The sequence below is a fragment of the Kitasatospora sp. NPDC034533 genome, assembly GCF_055575155.1.
This window is the reverse complement of sequence record NZ_JBVITE010000004.1, coordinates 210,210-226,372: the sequence shown is the minus strand read 5'-3', so window position 1 is coordinate 226,372 and position 16,163 is coordinate 210,210. Positions and strand designations below refer to the sequence as shown.

Here is a 16,163-nt window from a genome sequence, read left to right as displayed (position 1 = left end):
ATCCACGGCTTCCCCAACCTCTTCATGCTCCTGGGCCCCAACACCACCCTCGGCCACTCCTCCCAAACCGTCATGATCGAAGCCCAGATCACCTATATCCTCTCCGCCCTCACCACCCTCACCCGCCACCACCTCACCACCCTCGAAGTCCGCCCCGAAGCCCAGCACACCTACAACCACACCCTCCAGCAACGCCTCAAGAACACCGTCTGGACCACCGGCGGCTGCACCAGCTGGTACCACGACACCCACGGCAACAACCCCAGCATCTGGCCCACCTACACCTGGCGCTACCGCACCCACACCCACACCCTCGACCTCCACAACTACACCACCACCACCCACACCAACCACACCGAAAACTGACAAAACGTCACTTTCTATCGATCGCCGAACTCCTCTGTCATAAAGCCGACTTAAGCCACCCTCCACCAACCCTCGAAGGGCCCACCGCATGAACCGCACCGGCCTCTCCAGGCGCGCCCTGCTCACCGGCGCCGCCGCCACCGTCATCGGTTTCAACACCACCACCCGCACCTGGGCCACCGCCGACGACGCCACCGCCGGCCGCGTCTCCCCGGTCCCCGCGCTCCAGGGCACCCTGACGACCAGCACCGCCACCCGCACCGCGTTCGCCCAGGACTTCGGCCGCCTCACCAGCACCACCCCGTACGCCGTCCTCAACCCCGCGGGCGCCCAGGACATCGCCACCATCATCGGCTTCGCCCGGCGCAACCAGCTCAAGGTCGCCATGAACGGCCAGAGCGGCACCGGGAGCGACCTCGAATCACACTCCAACTACGGCCAGGCGGGCGTCGCCGGCGGCATCAGCGTCAACGCCCGTTCCCTCAACCGGATCCACGCGATCACGGCCACCAACGCCACCGTCGACGCCGGCGTCACCTGGGCCCAGCTCACCGAGGCCGCCCTCGCGCGGAACCTCACGCCGCCCTGCCTGACCGACTACCTGCACCTGTCCGTCGGCGGCACCATCAGCGTCGGCGGCATCGGCTCCACCGTCCACAAGTACGGCCTCCAGGCCGACACCGTGGAGTCCATCGAGATCGTCACCGGCACCGGCCGCGTCCTGACCGCCTCCCCCACCCGGAACGCCGACCTCTTCCACGCCGCCCTCGCGGGCGCCGGCCAGGTCGGGATCATCACCCGCGCCACCGTCAAGCTCGTCCCCGCGCCCGCCCGCGCCCTGGTCTTCACCCTCATCTACGACGACCTCGCGACCTTCCTGGCCGACCAGCAGACCCTCCTGGCCGACGGCCGCTTCCCCTCCCAGGTCGGCGAGGTCCTCATCCAGCCCGTCGGGCAGGCACCCCGCTACAAGATCGAGGCCGTCGCCCACTACAACACGACGCCGCCCAGCACCACCGCCCTCCTGGCCGGTCTCACTCCCACCAGTACCGACATCGCCGACCAGACCTACCGCGACTACATCTACCGCGCCGACGTCTTCGCCGACACCATCAAGGACCTCGGCTACTGGAACGCCCCCAAGCCCTGGCTCTCCCTCTTCGTCCCCGCCTCCACCATCCAGACCTTCCTCACCGAGGCGCTCCCCCAGATCACCCCCGACGACATCGGCGCCGGGCTCCTCCTCTGCTACCCCTTCCACACCGGCAAGCTCACCCATCCCCTCGCCATCACCCCGAGCGAGCCCGTCGCCTTCCTCTTCGACTTCCTCGCCTTCCCCCACCCGAACACCGACCCGGCCCCCGCCCTCGTCCGCAACCGGGCCCTCTACAACCGGGCCACCCAGCTCGGCGCGAAGCGCTACCTCGTCGGCGCCATCCCGAACATGACCCCCGCCGACTGGCGGAGCCACTACGGCTCCCGCTGGGGCACCCTGGCCGCCGCCAAGGACGCCTACGACCCCACCCACACCCTCACGCCGGGCCAGAACATCTTCTCCTGACACCGGAGAACCACCCGCTCTCGAAGAACAACCCCGGGATCCGGACACGGCGCACGGCACCACCGACCGTGTCCGAGCCGGAAGCCGAGGCCCCTCGCCCGACCGGGCGGTTTACCGGCCCCCGAACGCGCCCCGCCTCCCACATCGTCGACGGAAAGGCCCGATTCCCGTGCACGCCATCCACCACACCGACCGAGCCATCCTCAGCCACCCCACCCACGCCGTCTGGGACGCGATAGTCAGCGAGCTCAACGGCAAGACCACCTGGTGGCACCCCCACAACACCCACCGGCCCGGATCCACCGGCCCCCAGTACCAGGGCGGCACCACCACGACCACGATCCACCCCGCCGGCGTCGGAAAGCCCGGCCCCAAGCTCCGGTTCACCTCCACCACCACCCACGTCACCCCCGACGTCGAGCTCACCCAGGCCCACACCGGCCATTTCCGGGGCACCACCACCTACCGCCTCACCCCCCACAACAACGACACCCAGACGCTCCTCACCATCACCTTCGCCACCACGCCGACCGGCCTGGCCAAGGTGCTGCACAAGCTGAGCAACCTCACCGGCAAGCACACCACCGCGACCCAGCACGCCCTCAGCAACCTCCAGAAGCACCTCGACAGCCAGAAGTAGGAAGCACACCGGACGAAAGGAGGTCTGCCGTGACCATCACCGACATCGCCACGCTCCCCGCCCGGCACGCCGTCACCACCACCGACCGCACCGTGACCACCGACGACCACGCGCGGCTGGCCGTCTCGGTGCACCGGCCGGACGAACCCGACCCGAGCCGGCCGCTCGTGCTGCTCGTCCACGGCTGGGCCGCCTCCCGGAGCGTCTGGCACACCACCGCGCAGCAGCTCGCGGCGGCCGGGCACACCGTGGCCACGTACGACCAGCGCGCGCACGCCTCGTCGACGGCCGGACGGGAGCCGATCAGCATCGACCGGCTCGCCCGGGACCTCGATGCCGTCGTCGGCACGCTCACCCCACCGGAGCGGCCGGTCGTGGTGGTGGGGCACTCCGGTGGCGGCTACGCCGCGCTCGCCTGGGCGTCCGGACCCTCGGCCCGGCAGGGTTCCTCAAGTGCCGGACGGCTGAGTGGACTCGTCCTGGTGTCCACCGCTTCCCACGGGCAGAACACCCCCGCGAGCGAGGTCAGGATGATGGGGTCGAAGCTGTTCAGCCGGGCCCTGCGGACCCCGTGGCTGGGCCGCCGCCTGCTCGCCGGTACGCACGGGCCGAGCGCCGACCTGACGGCGCGGGAGGCCAACCGCCGGCTGTTCGCCGCGACGCCGCCCGGCACCCGGGCCGCCTGCTTCGCCTCGACCCAGGAGATGGACCTGCGCCCGGGCCTGGCCCGGATCACCGCGCCCGCCGTCGTCATCACCGGCACCGAGGACAAGATCGTGAAGCCGGAGTTCAGCCAGGCGCTCGCCTCGTCGCTCCCGAACGCCGAGTCGCACCGGATCCCCGGCACCGGCCACATGGTGCCGCTGGAGGCTCCGCAGCACGTCGCCCGCCACACCCACCTGCTGGTCACGGCCGGCCGCTGACGCCCGTGACCACCGCCGCCCCCGCCGCCGTCCTGGCCGCGCTGCTGCCGCCCCACGTCCACTGCGCCGAGGCCTTCGGCGCCCCCGCCGAGGGCCTGTTGCTTCCCCTGGAGGAGGCGTACATCCGGGACCGTTCGCCGCGCCGCCGACGGCAGTTCGCCACCGCCCGGGCGCTCGCCCGCCAGGCCCTCGGCACCCTCGGGCACCCGCCGGTGCCGCTGCTTCCGGGGCCCGGCGGGGCGCCCCGGTGGCCGGCGGGCATCGCGGGCAGCATCACCCACACGGACGGCTACACCGCCGTCGCCGTCGCCGCCACCGGGCACCACACCTCGCTCGGGATCGACGCCGAGCCGGCCCGGCCACTCCCCCGCGGCGTGCTCCGGCTCGTCAGCGGCGAGGCCGAGCGCCGCGCGCTCGCCGCGCTGCCCGCCGGCCAAACCCCTTGGGACACCGTCCTGTTCAGCGCCAAGGAGGCCGCCTACAAGGCCGTCCACCCGCTGACCGGTGCCTGGGCCCCGCTGGCGGCCATCGCCGTCACCGTGCACACCGACGGCACGTTCACCGCCCGCCATCCGCACCACCCCGCCGCCCGCACCGGTTCCTGGGCCGTGCACCGCGGCACGGTCGTCACCGCCCTCGCGCTACCGCCGTACCGGGCCGCCGCCTGAGGCTCCCCGTGAGGTGACGAGTATCCGTACTCCTGCGCCGGCGGGCGCGCTCCCCGAGGCTCGAACCGCACGCGTCGCCGCGCCATCGGGAGCCGACCATGCCCGCGCCTGCGGATTCCACGCGCCCCGAGCCGGGCCCGGCCCGGCTCGGCACGGCTGATGCGGGTCGGGGCGGTCCTGTCGGGTTGCGCGCCGTTCTCACGCGATCGCTGTGAGCCCCGTGACCGCGAGGCCGATGCCGCCCCGGGAGTCCTGGGGCGCCGCCGAGGCGGAGACGGACCGACTCGACTGCCCCGACCAGGGGTTCGCCGCCGGTCCTCATCTTCGCCACCGCCGCGCCGGAGGTCTCGGCCGGGGCGTTCGCCGCCCACCGGTCGTTGACGGAGGCGGCGGTGCGCGGCGGGGTTCGCCGTCGGTACGGCCGTCGGCACCGCACTTCCGGCCGTCGCCGGGACGCGGCTGGGTCTTTCCCGGACCGCACGGTCCGGCGGGCCTCGGCGTCCTGATGCCGCTGCTGCTCGTCAGCCTGGCCGTCCTGGTGGTCGTCCCCGGCGCCGCGTGGCGGAGCAGGGGACGACCGGGGTGAAGGCCTCTGCGGGCGGCGGTTCGGCCGCGCCGGGCCCCATGACGTCAACCAGACTGAGATAGTTCCGAGTTGGGCAACGAACCGCCCCCAGGATCAGCCTGCCAGGATCACCGTCTCCGCCGGGCCGGAGAAGCCCACCGGCTTCGCCGGGACACCCGTTGCGGCCAGCCTGCGGTGTTCCTGCGGGCTGATGCCGCGCACCCGCTTGAAGGCCGCCGAGAGGGCGAAGGCGTTGCTGTAGCCGACCTTGCGCGCGGCGAAGGCGACCGTGCACTCCGGCTCGCGCAGCAGGTCCGCCGCGACGGCCAGCCGCCAGCCCGCGAGGTAGGCCATCGGGGGTTCGCCGACCAGGGCGGTGAAGCGGCGGGCCAGTCCGGCCCGGGAGACGCCGACCCGCTGGGCCAGCTCGGCGACCGTCCAGGCGGTGGCCGGGTCGTCGTGCATCAGCCGCAGCACCGGGCCGACCACCGGGTCGTGCTGGGCGCGGTACCAGGCCGGGGCGCCGGAGTCGGGGGCGGCCAGCCAGGCGCGCAGGACGGAGACCACCAGCAGGTCCAGGATGCGGTCCAGCACCAGCTCCTGGCCGGGCTCGTTGCGCCCTATCTCGGCGGCCAGCAGGTGCACCAGGGTGTCGTCGGCGCCGGTGCCGGCCGGGCGGACCAGCAGCGCGGGCAGGCAGCCGAGCAGCCGCTGGCCGATCTCGTGCTCGGCCTGGTAGGTGCCGGACAGCACCACCGAGGAGGCCAGGTCGCCCTCCCGTCCCTGGCCCCAGGTGCGGACCCCGAGCGACATCACCTCGGAGACGTCCACCCCGCCCTTGGTGCAGACCTGGCCCGGCCCGACGATCACGTCCACCGGGGTGTCCGGGTCGTCCGCCACCGTGTACGGCTCCGGCCCCCGCACGATCGCCACGTCCCCGGGGTGCAGCAGCAGCGGCGTCCCGCGTTCGGGCAGGATCCAGGCCTCGCCGCGGACCATCGTCACCACCGAGAGCGGGGCCCGGTCCTCGATCCGCAACGACCAGGGCGGGGTGAGGATGGAGCGCAGCAGGAACGCGCCACGGGCCTTGGGGCCGTCGAGGAGTCCCGTCAGAGTGTCCATGGCCTCAAGTGTAGACGGCCGGACATTCTTTGACGCCTCGTCATTTGAGGGCCTCTTGAGCGGCCGAGGTGGCTCGCACCGCCCGGATGCCGGATGATCTGCGCACGGGGGTACGGACCGTACGGACCGAGACACGACGACCGAGACACGACGACCGCGGTACGGCGACACCGACGGCGAGAAGTGAGGGGCTCACGACGATGGAAACGGCACGCACACTCGTCCTGGTGGCGGCCACCGTCACCTGTGGACTGACCGCAGGACTGTTCTACGCCTACTCGTGCTCGGTCATGCCCGCGCTCGCGCGGGTCGAGGACCGGACCTTCATCGAGGTCATGCAGCGCGTCAACGTGGCCATCCTGAACGGCTGGTTCGTCCTGGGCTTCGTCGGCGCCCTGCTCGCCACGGCGGCCGCGGTCGCCCTGCACCTGCCCTCGGACGGGCACGACGTGCTGCCCGCGACCATCGCCGCGCTGGTGCTGTACGTCGCGATGATCGGGGTGACCCGCTCGGTCAACATCCCGCTGAACGACGAGCTCGAAGCCGCCGGGTCGGCGCAGCGGATCGCCGACCCGGCCGCGGTGCGCGGCCGATTCGAGGCGCGCTGGGTGCGCTTCAACGTGCTGCGCGCGCTGTTGTCGACCGCCGCCCTGGGCTGTCTCGCGTGGGCGCTGGTCCTCAACGGGCAGAGCTGAACCACCGAACGGGCGACGCGGAGCGCGAAGCCCGGATCACGAAGGGCCCGGAGCGCAAAGCCCGGAACACGAGGGGTCCGGAGCGCGACCCCAGCCGTCCTCTGCCGCCGACCGGTTCGGCCGGTCAGCCGCAGAGGGCGGCGAAGGCGTACCCGCGCGCCTTGAGCGTGGAGATGATCGCCGGCAGCGCGGCCACCGTCTGACTGCGGTCCCCGCCGCCGTCGTGCAGCAGGATCACCGATCCCGGACGGACCTTGTCCAGCACCCGCGACCTGATGGCGGCCGTCCCGGGCCGGGACCAGTCCGCCGGGTCCACCGACCAGAGCACCACCTGCTTGCCGAGTGCCGCGGCCCTCGACCGCACCGTGCTGTTGACGGCGCCGTACGGCGGGCGCAGGCAGCTCGGGGTGCGGCCGGTCCGCGCGCGGACGGCCTTGTCGGTGTCCGCCAGTTGGGCGTCGATCGCGGAGGCGGAGAGCCTGCGCAGGTCCGGGTGCGACCAGGAGTGGCTCTGCACGCTGTGGCCCGCCCTGGCGACCTGCGCGGTCACCGAGGGGTGGGCGGCGACGTTCTGCCCGATCTCGAAGAAGGTCGCGCGCACCCCGTAACGGGCCAGCGTCGCCAGGACCTTGGGCGTGTAGGCGGGGCTCGGGCCGTCGTCGAAGGTCAGGTAGACCACCTTGGCGGCCCTGGGGGCCGCCGCCTCCGCCTCGGCGGCGGGCAGGGTGACCGCCGTTCCCGCCGCCAGCGCGACGACGAGCGCGCCGACCGCGGCCCTGAGCCTGCCGACCGCCGTGCGCCTGCCGGGTCGTACGGACATGCCTGCCCCCTGAGGTAGGAACTCCGGTGCCGCGGCCAGTCTGCTCCGGACGGCCCGCCCGCCGCGACCCTCCGCCGGTCGCGAGCGAACGGAATCGGCCAGCGGCGGGGCCGGGGCCCGGGAACGCCGAAGACCCCCGGCTGACGTACGCGCCGGGGGCCTGGTGCGGGGTGCGCCGTTCAGCGCTCCGCGCGGCCGTGGAGCACCAGGGAGCGGGTCAGGGCGAGCAGGCCGCCGGTGCACAGGGCGGTGCGGAGCATGTTGACCGGCACCCAGGTGTCCGCGAACTTGGCCCGCACGGCGGCGAGATCGTGGATCTGCGACGGGTCGCCGGCCGCCGCCAGCTCGTTGTTCAACGGGATGTTGACGCCCATGGTCACGAACAGCGCCACCAGGTACAGCGCCGTCCCGCCCGCCGCCCACAGCGCCGCCCGGCGCCGCCCCGACTTGTGCAGCAGCCAGGCGGCGACACCGGTCGCGAGGAACGCGCCGACGAAGACCAGGCCGAACAGCCCGTTCCCGTCGATCGCCTTGTTGATGTGCTGCATCGCCGTCACATACGTGCGGTCGTCCCCGGCCGCCAGGCCCGGCATCACCGACACGTCGAAGGCGAAGAACAACCCCGCCATCAGGCCCATCGTGATGGTGGCACCCACCAGGAGCGGCCCGGCGGCCTTGCTCCGGGTGCCGGGTACGGCCGAGGCCACGCCGCCCGGCGCGAGGCCGGTGAAGGGCTGTGCGGCGGCGTGGGAAGCAGGGGCAGCGGTCTGATTGGAGGGCATGGCTATTCCTTCGGTCTCCCCGGTCCCCGCCCGGTGCGGGGACTCTCCCGGTGTCCGGGCCGCCGGCCTCCTCACCGCCCCCGGCCGCGGCCGGGTGGTCGGTCAGGGGGTCGGTGCCGCCCGGCACCGACGATCTACTGAACTGCCGTACGGACGGCAGGTGTTGCACTGGAGGGCGGTCACGCGTTCCACACGCCCGTGGCGGCGGCAGCACGGGCGTAGTCGGCGAAGTCCCGCGGCTCACGCCCCAACGCCCGCCACACCCCGTCCCCCAGCGACGCGTTGCGGCCGTCCAGGATCACCGAGAACAACTCCGCGAAGTCCGCCGGCAGCCCCGCCTCCTCCAGCACCCCCCGGTACGCCTCCAGCGACACCGCCTCGAACCGCACCTCACGACCGACCGCCGCCGACAACTCCCCCGCCACATCCGCGAACGACAGCAACCGCGGCCCCGTCAACTCGTACACCTCCCCCGCATGCCCCGCCTCCGTCAACGCCGCCACCACCACATCCGCGATGTCCTCCGCGTCCACGAACGGCTCCACCGCACCACCCACCGGCAACGCCAACTCCCCCGCCAGCACCGGCTCCAGGAAGAACGACTCGTCGAAGTTCTGGTTGAACCACGCACACCGCACCACCGTCCACGCGGCCCCCGACCCCATCACCGCCCTCTCCCCAGCCTCCGCCGCCTCCTCACCACGCCCCGACAGCAGCACCAGCCGACCCACCCCCCGCTCCGCCGCCAGCCGCGAGAACGCCCCCACCGCCTCCACCGCACCCGGAAACGCCAGATCCGGGTAATACGTCAGATACGCCGCACTCACCCCCTCCAGCGCCGCACCCCACGTCCCCTCGTCCCGCCAGTCGAACGGCACCGCACCCGAACGCGACCCCACCCGCACCTCATAACCCCGCGCACCCAACCGCTCCGCCACCCGCCGGCCCGTCTTCCCCGTCCCACCGACCACCAGCACCACACCGGACTCGACCGCGAGATCGACCACACCAGCCATGACAATCACCCTCATTCGGAGTAGGAACCGTTCGGATCGCCGGACCGCGCCGGGGTTCTGCCGAACCCCGCGCTCCGTCCTCGTGTCCACCAGTCAAGGCCACCGCGGGTCGGCGGACCATAGCCTCCGCACTCAGTTCCATGCGCGAGCGTCCAGAACGGCCTGCGCCGCGCCGCGCCCCCTCCGCCGTCCACCAGAACACACCCAAGCCGTCACGAACCACCCGCCTCGACCCCGTCTCCAGCCGGCCTTGAGCACCCGGCCCCGAGGGGGAACCGTCTGGCGGGCGGCGGCGCGGGGCGCTGTGCTCCCCGGCGATGACCACTCCGCTCGACACCTCCGGGTCGGTCTCGGACGACGAGCTGGGCAGTGCGCTGCTGGAGGTCGCGGCGATCGGCCGGACCGTGGGCGGCCGTCGCGACCAGGTCAGTGTGGTCTCCTGCGACGCCGCCGCCCAGGCCGTCCACGGGCTCTGCCGGGCCGAGGGCATCCCGCTGGTCGGCGGTGGCGGCACGGACCTGCGGGCCGGGTTCCGCACCGCGCTGCGGGCCATTCCCCGCCCGGACGTGGTGGTGGTCCTGACCGTCGGCCAGACCCCGTGGCCCGACCTCGCCCCGCCCTTCCGGACGGTGGTCGGGCTCTCCCCGCGGCCGATCCGCTCCACCGAACCCGATCCGGACTACCGGCCGGACACCCCGCCGGAGTGGGCCCGGGTGGTGACCATCGGCTGAGCGACCGGCGCCGGGCGGGCGGCCTGGGGCGGGGGGGGCGAGGCGGGGCGGATCGGCGGAAGGAGGCCCGACGGCACGCGGCTCAGCGGAAGGCGGCGAGGTTCTCCGGGACCCAGCGGTGGAACGGCCGGGCCGCGGATCCGGTGACCCGCTCGACGGTGTCGCGCACCGCCAGCAGCTCGTCGTTGACGTCCCCGCCCGTCAGGTCGAGCACCGCGTCCGCGGCCTCGGGCCCCAGGACTGCGGCCAGCTGCCGGTGGGCCTCCTCCCGGCCGGCCTCCGCGACGGGCACCTCCCGGCCGAGGGCCGCCGCGACGGCCTCCAGCTGCTGTCGGGCCGTCACCCGCTCCGGGCCGGTCAGCGCGTACGTGCGTCCCCGGTGGCCGGGCTCGGTCAGCGCCACCCGCGCCACCGCCGCGATGTCCGCCGGGTGGATGGTCGGCAGCCCGGTGTCCGGGTACGGCACCCGTACGGTCCGGCGCTCGCGGATCGTCGCCGCCCACCACAGGGCGTTCGAGGCGAACTGCGTCGGCCGCAGCACCGTCCACGCCATGCCGCTGTCCCGGAGCAGCCGCTCGACGGCCGCGTTCTCGCGGGCGGGGCCCAGGTGGGGGTGCGTCTGCACGGCGATGGACGACACCAGCACCACGTGCTCGACCCCCGAGTCGCGGGCGGCGTCGAGGAGGCCGGCATCGGAGCCGATCCGCGACACCAGGAACAGCGAGCGCACCCCGTCGAGGGCGGGCGCCAGGGAGGCCGGATCGGCGAGATCGCCCTCGCACACCTCCACCCCGGCGGGAAGCCGCGCCCGGGCGGCGTCCCGGGTGAGCCCCCGGACGGGGCCCGCGCCGGAGGCGCACAGCTCGTCGAGCAGCGCCCTTCCGATGTTGCCGGTCGCGCCTGTCACCAGAATCATGAGCTGTCTCCCGCCACTTGACGACACGCCCGGCCGAGGCTAGGACCTCAATCGGACTTGAGGTCAAGAAGATCGCCGGAGCCGCGCGAGAATCAGGCGGCCGAACACGGCAGGACGGAAGAGGAAGAGGAACCCTCGGTGACAGAGACAGTCGCGGTCGGCGCCGCCGGCTTCGAGCCGGACGAGCACGTGCGGTTCGCCCGGTACCGCCGGGCCTTCGCGGAGGTCGCACCCGAGGACGCGGCCGGCCTCGTGGCCCGGGTGCTCACCGACCCCGAACCCTCGATGGGCAGCAGCGCGGTCTGCGAGTACCTGGACCGGCGGGCGGCCGAGCTGCTGACGGACCCGGGCTTCCCGGCCTGGCACCGGGAACTGGCGGGCGCGGTGACGGGCGACGACTTCGCGGTGCGGCGGCTGCGGGACTGGGCGCTGCTGCGGGCGGTGACCCTGGGTGAACCCTGGGAGGAGGACCAGTTGCTCACCGCGGGCAGCTGGCTCCAGGAGCGCCTCGCGGAGAGGTCGTCGGACCGGCCGGTCCTGGTCCTCCTCGCCGACGGTGGCCGCGCCCGGCGCATCCGCAACGTCGCGGCCGACCGCCTGCGCCGGCTCCGCTGACGCGGGCGGAGGAGACCGGCGAACCCGGCTCCCCCGCCCAGTGGGGGGCGTCAGCGGACCATGGCCGCCAGGACGCCGCGCCAGTCCTCGCCCGGTTCGGGGGCGAGGGGGCCGGCCAGGGTGTCCGCCCGGTAGCGCCAGGGGCGGCGGAGTTCCTCCTCGGCGTCGGGGGTGGCGCGGATCGGGCTGGTGGAGCCGAGCAGGCGGACCAGTTCGGCGGCGAGCTCGGCCCAGGAGACGTGTCCGCTCACCGCGTTGACGACCCGGCCGGCGGCGGGGTGGTCCGGGGCGAGGCAGGCGGTGAGGGCGCGGGCCAGGGCGGCGGCGTGCACCCAGGAGGCGCCGCACCACTCGTCGCCGGCCGGCACGTCGATCGGCCGACCGGCCAGGGCGGCCTGGTAGAGGGCCGTGGTGGAGCCCCAGCGGAGCTGGTCGCGCAGACGGGGGTGCGGGCCCCAGACGATCGGGGCGCGGACGGCGGTGGCCGGGCCGCGGCCGGTGGCGGCGGCCTCGAAGAGGATCCGCTCGCAGTCCAGCTTGGCCTGCCCGTACGGGGTGACCGGCCCGCCACCGGGCCCGCCGTCGGGGACCTCGGTGCCCGGCGGGCGGCCGTACGCGTCGATGCTGCTGACGAACACGAACGGGCCGCCGCGCCAGCCGTCGACCAACGCGCGCATCGCGGCGAGGTCGGTGGCGTGGTCGGTGAAGGTGCAGGCGGAGTGGATCACGGCGTCGACGCCCTCGACGGCCCGGCGCAGGCTGTCGAGGTCGCCGAGGTCGCCCTCCGCCACCTCGGCGCCGTTGAGGGCGGGCAGGTGCGCGGACTCGGGCCGGACGAGCACCCGGACCGGCCGGCCCTGGGCCATCAGCTCCTGGAGCACCGCCGCGCCGACCCCGCCCGTGGCGCCCGTGAGCAGCACGGTGCCGGTACGTGCGCCGACGCTCCGCGGGCGGGCGCCGGTCCGGTCCAGCGCGGCGCGGCGCTCCTGCGCGCGGGCGGCCAGCAGGACGGCCAGCGCACGCGGGGTGCGCTGCTCCAGGACGTCCAGACCCGTCAACGGCAACCCCACCCGGGCCCGCAACCGTTCCGCGAGCCGCACCGCCACCAGCGAATGCCCACCCAGCGTGAAGAAGTCCCCGTCCACCGGCGGAACCGCCCCCAGCAACTCACCGAACACCTGCCGCACCACCTCCACCGGCCCCTGCTCCGCGGCGACCGCGCCGGGCAGCCGTTCGCGGTCGGGGGTACCGTCGGGGTGGCGGGGAAGGGCGTCCACCAGGGTGACCGCGCGCGGGAGTTCGGCGACCGGGAGGCGCCCGCGCAGGGCGTTCCGCAGGGCGGTTCCGCTCGGGGTGACCGGCCCGCGCACCACCGCGAAGGCGAGCGGCGGACCGTCGGGGTTCTCGACCACCGCGGCCTCCACCACCGCAGGATCGGCCAACAGGCCCTCCACGACGGGGTGTTCGGCGGCCACCAGCCGGTCGCCGGGCAGGTCGGACAGCGGCCGGTCCGGGTCCTCGACCACGGCGGCGAGCAGCGCGGCGAAGCCATCGAGCAGCCGGGCCGCGGTGTCCGGGTCCAGCGCGTCCCGGTCGTGCTGCACCAGCACGCGCGGTTTCGGGCCGTCCTCCACCAGCAGGGTGAGGGCGAACTTGGCCAATCCGAGGTCGAGTTCCACGTTCTCGGTGTCCAGGCCCGGCAGCACCAGCGGGTCGGTGATCTGCAACAGGTCGCAGCTGACCGAGAGCAACGGGGTGCCGTCCGCGCCGCGCGCGGCCGCTCCGAGCCGCTCGATCACCAGGTCGAGGGGCACCTCGTGGTGCCGCTGCGCGTCGAGCAGGGCGGTGCGGACCAGGCCGAGCAGTTCGGCGAACGACGTCCCGTCGGACGGATTCGCCCGCACGGCGAGGGTGTTGACCGCGAGCCCGACCGTCCGGCGGAACTCGGGCCGCGCACGGTGGCCGCTCGCGCAGCCCAGGACGAGGTCGCCCTGCCCGGAGGCGTTGTGCAGCGCGGCGAACGCGGCGGCGAGCACGACGGTGTACAGCGTGGTGCCGTGCCGTGTGCCGAGGCCGCGCAGCCCTTCCAGCACCGACGGCTCCAGCGGGGCGGTGTGCAGCGCGGCGCGCCGCTCGCGGGCGCCGGGCGGGACGGGCCGCAGCAGCGGCAGCGGTCGCGCTCCGGCGAGCCCCGCGGCGAGGGTGGCGGCGGCGGCCGTCAGCTCGGCGTCCCGGGCGCGCTCCTGGCGGGCGTACTCGGCGTACGCGGGTGCCGGTGGCGGGAGCCGGTCCGGCCCGCCGTCGCGTGCGGCGCGGTACAGCTCGGCGAGATCGGCGGCGAGGAAGCGCAAGGAGCCGCCGTCCACCGCGATATGATGGATCGTCAGGACGAGCGTGTGGTCCTCGGGCCCGTGCCGCAGGAGCAGGGCGCGCAGCACCGGGCCGGTGGCGAGGTCGAACGGTCGGGCGGCCTCCTCGGCGAGCTGCTCCGGACCGGTGGCGTCCAGCACCGGCAGCGGCACCGGGGTGACCGGGTCCACCTGCTGGTACGGCTGCTCGCCCCGGTGCGGGTAGCGGGTGCGCAGCACGGCGTGCCGCTCGGTCAGGCCGGTGAGCGCGGTGGCGAGGGCCGCGCGGTCGAGCGGGCCGCGCAGCCGGGTGACGATCGGCACGTTGTAGAGGGCTCCGCCCTGGCCGAGGCGCTCCATCAGCCACATCCGCTGCTGGGCGTGCGACAGCGGGGCCGGGTCGCCGTGCACCACGGGACGGGCGGCGGCACGGCGGCCACGGGCGCGGGCGCGGCGCAGCAGCTCGGCCTGGTCGACGGTGCTCATCGGCCGGCTCCCGGGGTGTCGTCGGCGGCCCGTAGGGCGCGTTCCAGCAGATCGGCCTGGGCGGCGACGGTCGGGTGGGCGAGGAAGTCGGCGAGCGACAGTTCGACCCCCAGGTCCTCCCGCAGGTCGTCCACCACCCACATGGCGAGCAGCGAGTGCCCGCCCTCGGCGAGGAAGTCGGCGGCCGGGTCGGTGATCGGGCGTTCCAGGGCCCGGCTCCACGCCTCGGCGACGACCTGCTGGATCGGGCCGAGTTCGGCCTCGGCGGCCGGTCCCGTACCGGCGGGCTCGTCGGCGGCGAGCGCCCGCCGGTCCACCTTGCCGCTGCCGGTGAGCGGCAGGGCGGCGAGCACGGTCCAGGCGGTGGGGACCAGGTGGGCGGGCAGCTGCTCGGCGAGCCGGGCGCGCAGTGCCTCGACGGCCGGGCGGGCCCCTTCGGCGAGCACCAGGCAGGCGGTGAGCGCGGCGTCTGGCTGCCCGGCCCGGCGGACGACGACCGCCGCTTCGGCGACCTCGGGCAGCTGGAGCAGCGCGTGCTCCACCTCGCCCGGTTCGATCCGGTAGCCGCGCACCTTGACCTGGTCGTCGGTGCGCCCGTGGTACTCCAGCGAGCCGTCCGGGAGCAGGCGGACCCGGTCGCCGCTGCGGTAGGCACGCCCGATGCCCGGCAGCTCGCGGAAGTGCTCGGCGGTCAGTTCCGGCCGGCCGAGGTAGCCGAGGGCCAGCCGGTCGCCGGCGATCCACAGTTCACCGACGGCGCCCGGCGCCACCGGTGCGAGCCGCTCGTCCAGGACGTGGGCGCGGGCGCCGCCGAAGGTCCGGCCGATCGGGACGGAGCCGGCGCAGTCGGCCCGGGTGACCCGGTGCAGGGTGGTGAAGGTGGTGGCCTCGGTCGGCCCGTACCCGTTGACCAGTTCGAGCCAGGGGAAGGCCCGCAGCACGGCGCCCGCGTGCTCGGCGGAGATCGCCTCGCCGCCGACGACCACGGTGCGCAGCACCCCGAAGATCCGGGAGCGCCGGGCGGCCAGGTGGTGGAAGAGCGCGGTGGTGAGGAAGACGGTGGTGACGCCGAAGCTCTCGACGTCGCGGACCAGGTCCTCGGCGCTGGGCCGCTCGCTCGGGGAGACGGCCACGGCGGCGCCCCGGGCGAGCGGGGCCCACAGTTCGAGGGTGGCGGCGTCGAAGGACACGGTGGAGTGGAAGAGCATCCGGTCGCGTGGGCCGAGGGCGATCGCGTCCTCGGCGGTGACCAGGTCGGCGACGGCGCGGTGCGGGACGAGGACGCCCTTGGGGCGGCCGGTGGAGCCGGAGGTGTAGTAGAGCAGGGCGGGCGCGGCCGGTTCGGCGGCGTCGGGCGTCGTCACGAGGTCGGTGGACTCGGTGCCGCGCTCGGTCAGCACCAGGGTGCGCTCCTCGGGGAACCCGGCCTCGGCGAGCAGCCCCTTGTCACCGAGGACGAGCCGGACGTCGGCGTCGGCGGCCATCTCGGCGATCCGGGGGCGGGGGTAGGCCGGGTCGAGCGGGACGACCAGGGCGCCGGCCCGCCAGACGGCGAGCTGGGCGACGACGAGCCGGGTGGAGCGGGCGCAGAGCAGGCCGACGGCGCTGCCGGGGCCGATCCCCCGGGCGGCCAGTTCGGCGGCCAACCGCCCTGCGGCGTCCATGAGTTCGCGGTAGGTCAGGACGGTGGAGCCGTCGGTCACGGCGAGCGCGTCGGGCTGCCGCTCGGTCTGCCGGGCGATCAGGGCGGGCATGGTGGGCAGGGCGGACAAGGCGGGCGGGGTGGACGACGCGGGCAGGGTGGACGACGCGGGCGGGGCGGACGGAGTCGGCGGGTTCGTCACGGCGGGAGGAGGGGTCATGGCGGTGTTCCTTCCGGGCGCCCCGGCCGGGTGGGACCGGGGCGCCC

The 16,163-nt window shown here is 74.5% G+C and carries 13 protein-coding genes and 2 pseudogenes; 8 read left to right on the top strand and 7 right to left on the bottom strand.

All coding sequences use genetic code 11. The annotated features are described in order from the left end of the window. The 5 genes and pseudogenes from ACZ55U_RS05260 to ACZ55U_RS05240 form a co-directional block, all read left to right on the top strand. A pseudogene (locus ACZ55U_RS05260) lies at positions 1 to 366 on the top strand (4-hydroxyacetophenone monooxygenase); the annotation flags it as partial. 88 nt (positions 367 to 454) lie between these two features. Beyond that, positions 455 to 1,927: an FAD-binding protein gene (locus ACZ55U_RS05255; RefSeq protein WP_465522607.1), complete on the top strand. Its 1,473-nt coding sequence runs from the start codon at positions 455 to 457 to the stop codon at positions 1,925 to 1,927. Positions 1,928 to 2,096: 169 nt separating this feature from the next. Further along, positions 2,097 to 2,567, top strand: coding sequence for a hypothetical protein (locus ACZ55U_RS05250; protein ID WP_465522605.1), 471 nt, complete (start codon positions 2,097 to 2,099; stop codon positions 2,565 to 2,567). Between the two features lie 29 nt (positions 2,568 to 2,596). Continuing rightward, positions 2,597 to 3,490, top strand: coding sequence for an alpha/beta fold hydrolase (locus tag ACZ55U_RS05245; protein ID WP_465522603.1), 894 nt, complete (start codon positions 2,597 to 2,599; stop codon positions 3,488 to 3,490). Between the two features lie 5 nt (positions 3,491 to 3,495). Then, entirely contained in the window at positions 3,496 to 4,158 is a 663-nt protein-coding gene (locus ACZ55U_RS05240) for a 4'-phosphopantetheinyl transferase family protein (protein ID WP_465522601.1), read from the top strand. Positions 4,159 to 4,837: 679 nt separating this feature from the next. On the opposite strand, the gene ACZ55U_RS05235 is transcribed toward ACZ55U_RS05240, so the two are convergent. Continuing rightward, the gene (locus ACZ55U_RS05235) at positions 4,838 to 5,845 is read right to left on the bottom strand and encodes an AraC family transcriptional regulator (protein ID WP_465522599.1); all 1,008 of its coding nucleotides are present in this window, start codon (positions 5,843 to 5,845) and stop codon (positions 4,838 to 4,840) included. A 200-nt stretch (positions 5,846 to 6,045) separates the two neighbouring features. Here ACZ55U_RS05235 and ACZ55U_RS05230 point away from each other — a divergent pair, with 200 nt between their 5' ends. After that, positions 6,046 to 6,540: an anthrone oxygenase family protein gene (locus ACZ55U_RS05230; protein ID WP_465522597.1), complete on the top strand. Its 495-nt coding sequence runs from the start codon at positions 6,046 to 6,048 to the stop codon at positions 6,538 to 6,540. Between the two features lie 124 nt (positions 6,541 to 6,664). Here ACZ55U_RS05230 and ACZ55U_RS05225 read toward each other — a convergent pair whose 3' ends face one another. From ACZ55U_RS05225 to ACZ55U_RS05215, 3 genes are all read right to left on the bottom strand, one after another. Continuing rightward, a complete protein-coding gene (locus ACZ55U_RS05225; protein WP_465522595.1) occupies positions 6,665 to 7,360 on the bottom strand; it encodes a polysaccharide deacetylase family protein in 696 nt (231 codons plus the stop codon). A gap of 179 nt (positions 7,361 to 7,539) precedes the next feature. Then, positions 7,540 to 8,142 carry an anthrone oxygenase family protein gene (locus ACZ55U_RS05220; protein WP_465522593.1) on the bottom strand — a complete coding sequence of 201 codons (603 nt, stop codon included), beginning with the start codon at positions 8,140 to 8,142 and terminating at the stop codon, positions 7,540 to 7,542. Between the two features lie 179 nt (positions 8,143 to 8,321). Next, positions 8,322 to 9,158: a Rossmann-fold NAD(P)-binding domain-containing protein gene (locus ACZ55U_RS05215; RefSeq protein WP_465522591.1), complete on the bottom strand. Its 837-nt coding sequence runs from the start codon at positions 9,156 to 9,158 to the stop codon at positions 8,322 to 8,324. Between the two features lie 329 nt (positions 9,159 to 9,487). Between ACZ55U_RS05215 and ACZ55U_RS05210 the strand changes: the two are divergent. Then, positions 9,488 to 9,889 (top strand): annotated as a pseudogene (locus ACZ55U_RS05210) (VWA-like domain-containing protein); the annotation flags it as partial. An 82-nt stretch (positions 9,890 to 9,971) separates the two neighbouring features. On the opposite strand, the gene ACZ55U_RS05205 reads toward ACZ55U_RS05210, so the two are convergent. Further along, positions 9,972 to 10,805, bottom strand: a complete 834-nt coding sequence (locus ACZ55U_RS05205; protein ID WP_465522589.1) for an SDR family oxidoreductase — start codon at positions 10,803 to 10,805, stop codon at positions 9,972 to 9,974. Between the two features lie 138 nt (positions 10,806 to 10,943). Here ACZ55U_RS05205 and ACZ55U_RS05200 point away from each other — a divergent pair, with 138 nt between their 5' ends. Beyond that, a complete protein-coding gene (locus ACZ55U_RS05200) occupies positions 10,944 to 11,420 on the top strand; it encodes a hypothetical protein (protein WP_465522587.1) in 477 nt (158 codons plus the stop codon). Between the two features lie 50 nt (positions 11,421 to 11,470). Here ACZ55U_RS05200 and ACZ55U_RS05195 read toward each other — a convergent pair whose 3' ends face one another. Continuing rightward, on the bottom strand, positions 11,471 to 14,254 hold the full coding sequence (locus tag ACZ55U_RS05195) for a condensation domain-containing protein (RefSeq protein ID WP_465522585.1): 2,784 nt from the start codon (positions 14,252 to 14,254) through the stop codon (positions 11,471 to 11,473). Beyond that, positions 14,251 to 16,116, bottom strand: a complete 1,866-nt coding sequence (locus ACZ55U_RS05190) for a non-ribosomal peptide synthetase (RefSeq protein WP_465522583.1) — start codon at positions 16,114 to 16,116, stop codon at positions 14,251 to 14,253. Before ACZ55U_RS05190 ends, ACZ55U_RS05195 begins: the two co-directional genes overlap by 4 nt. Between the last annotated feature and the right edge of the window lie 47 nt (positions 16,117 to 16,163).

What these genes read in the sequence shown, in the direction of transcription:
- ACZ55U_RS05190 (WP_465522583.1), bottom strand. Translation starts at nt 16,116, where the DNA reads ATGACCCCTCCTCCCGCCGTGACGAACCCGCCGACTCCGTCCGCCCCG.
- ACZ55U_RS05205 (WP_465522589.1), bottom strand. Translation starts at nt 10,805, where the DNA reads ATGATTCTGGTGACAGGCGCGACCGGCAACATCGGAAGGGCGCTGCTC.
- ACZ55U_RS05195 (WP_465522585.1), bottom strand. Translation starts at nt 14,254, where the DNA reads ATGAGCACCGTCGACCAGGCCGAGCTGCTGCGCCGCGCCCGCGCCCGT.
- ACZ55U_RS05225 (WP_465522595.1), bottom strand. Translation starts at nt 7,360, where the DNA reads ATGTCCGTACGACCCGGCAGGCGCACGGCGGTCGGCAGGCTCAGGGCC.
- ACZ55U_RS05255 (WP_465522607.1), top strand. Translation starts at nt 455, where the DNA reads ATGAACCGCACCGGCCTCTCCAGGCGCGCCCTGCTCACCGGCGCCGCC.
- ACZ55U_RS05220 (WP_465522593.1), bottom strand. Translation starts at nt 8,142, where the DNA reads ATGCCCTCCAATCAGACCGCTGCCCCTGCTTCCCACGCCGCCGCACAG.
- ACZ55U_RS05230 (WP_465522597.1), top strand. Translation starts at nt 6,046, where the DNA reads ATGGAAACGGCACGCACACTCGTCCTGGTGGCGGCCACCGTCACCTGT.
- ACZ55U_RS05215 (WP_465522591.1), bottom strand. Translation starts at nt 9,158, where the DNA reads ATGGCTGGTGTGGTCGATCTCGCGGTCGAGTCCGGTGTGGTGCTGGTG.
- ACZ55U_RS05235 (WP_465522599.1), bottom strand. Translation starts at nt 5,845, where the DNA reads ATGGACACTCTGACGGGACTCCTCGACGGCCCCAAGGCCCGTGGCGCG.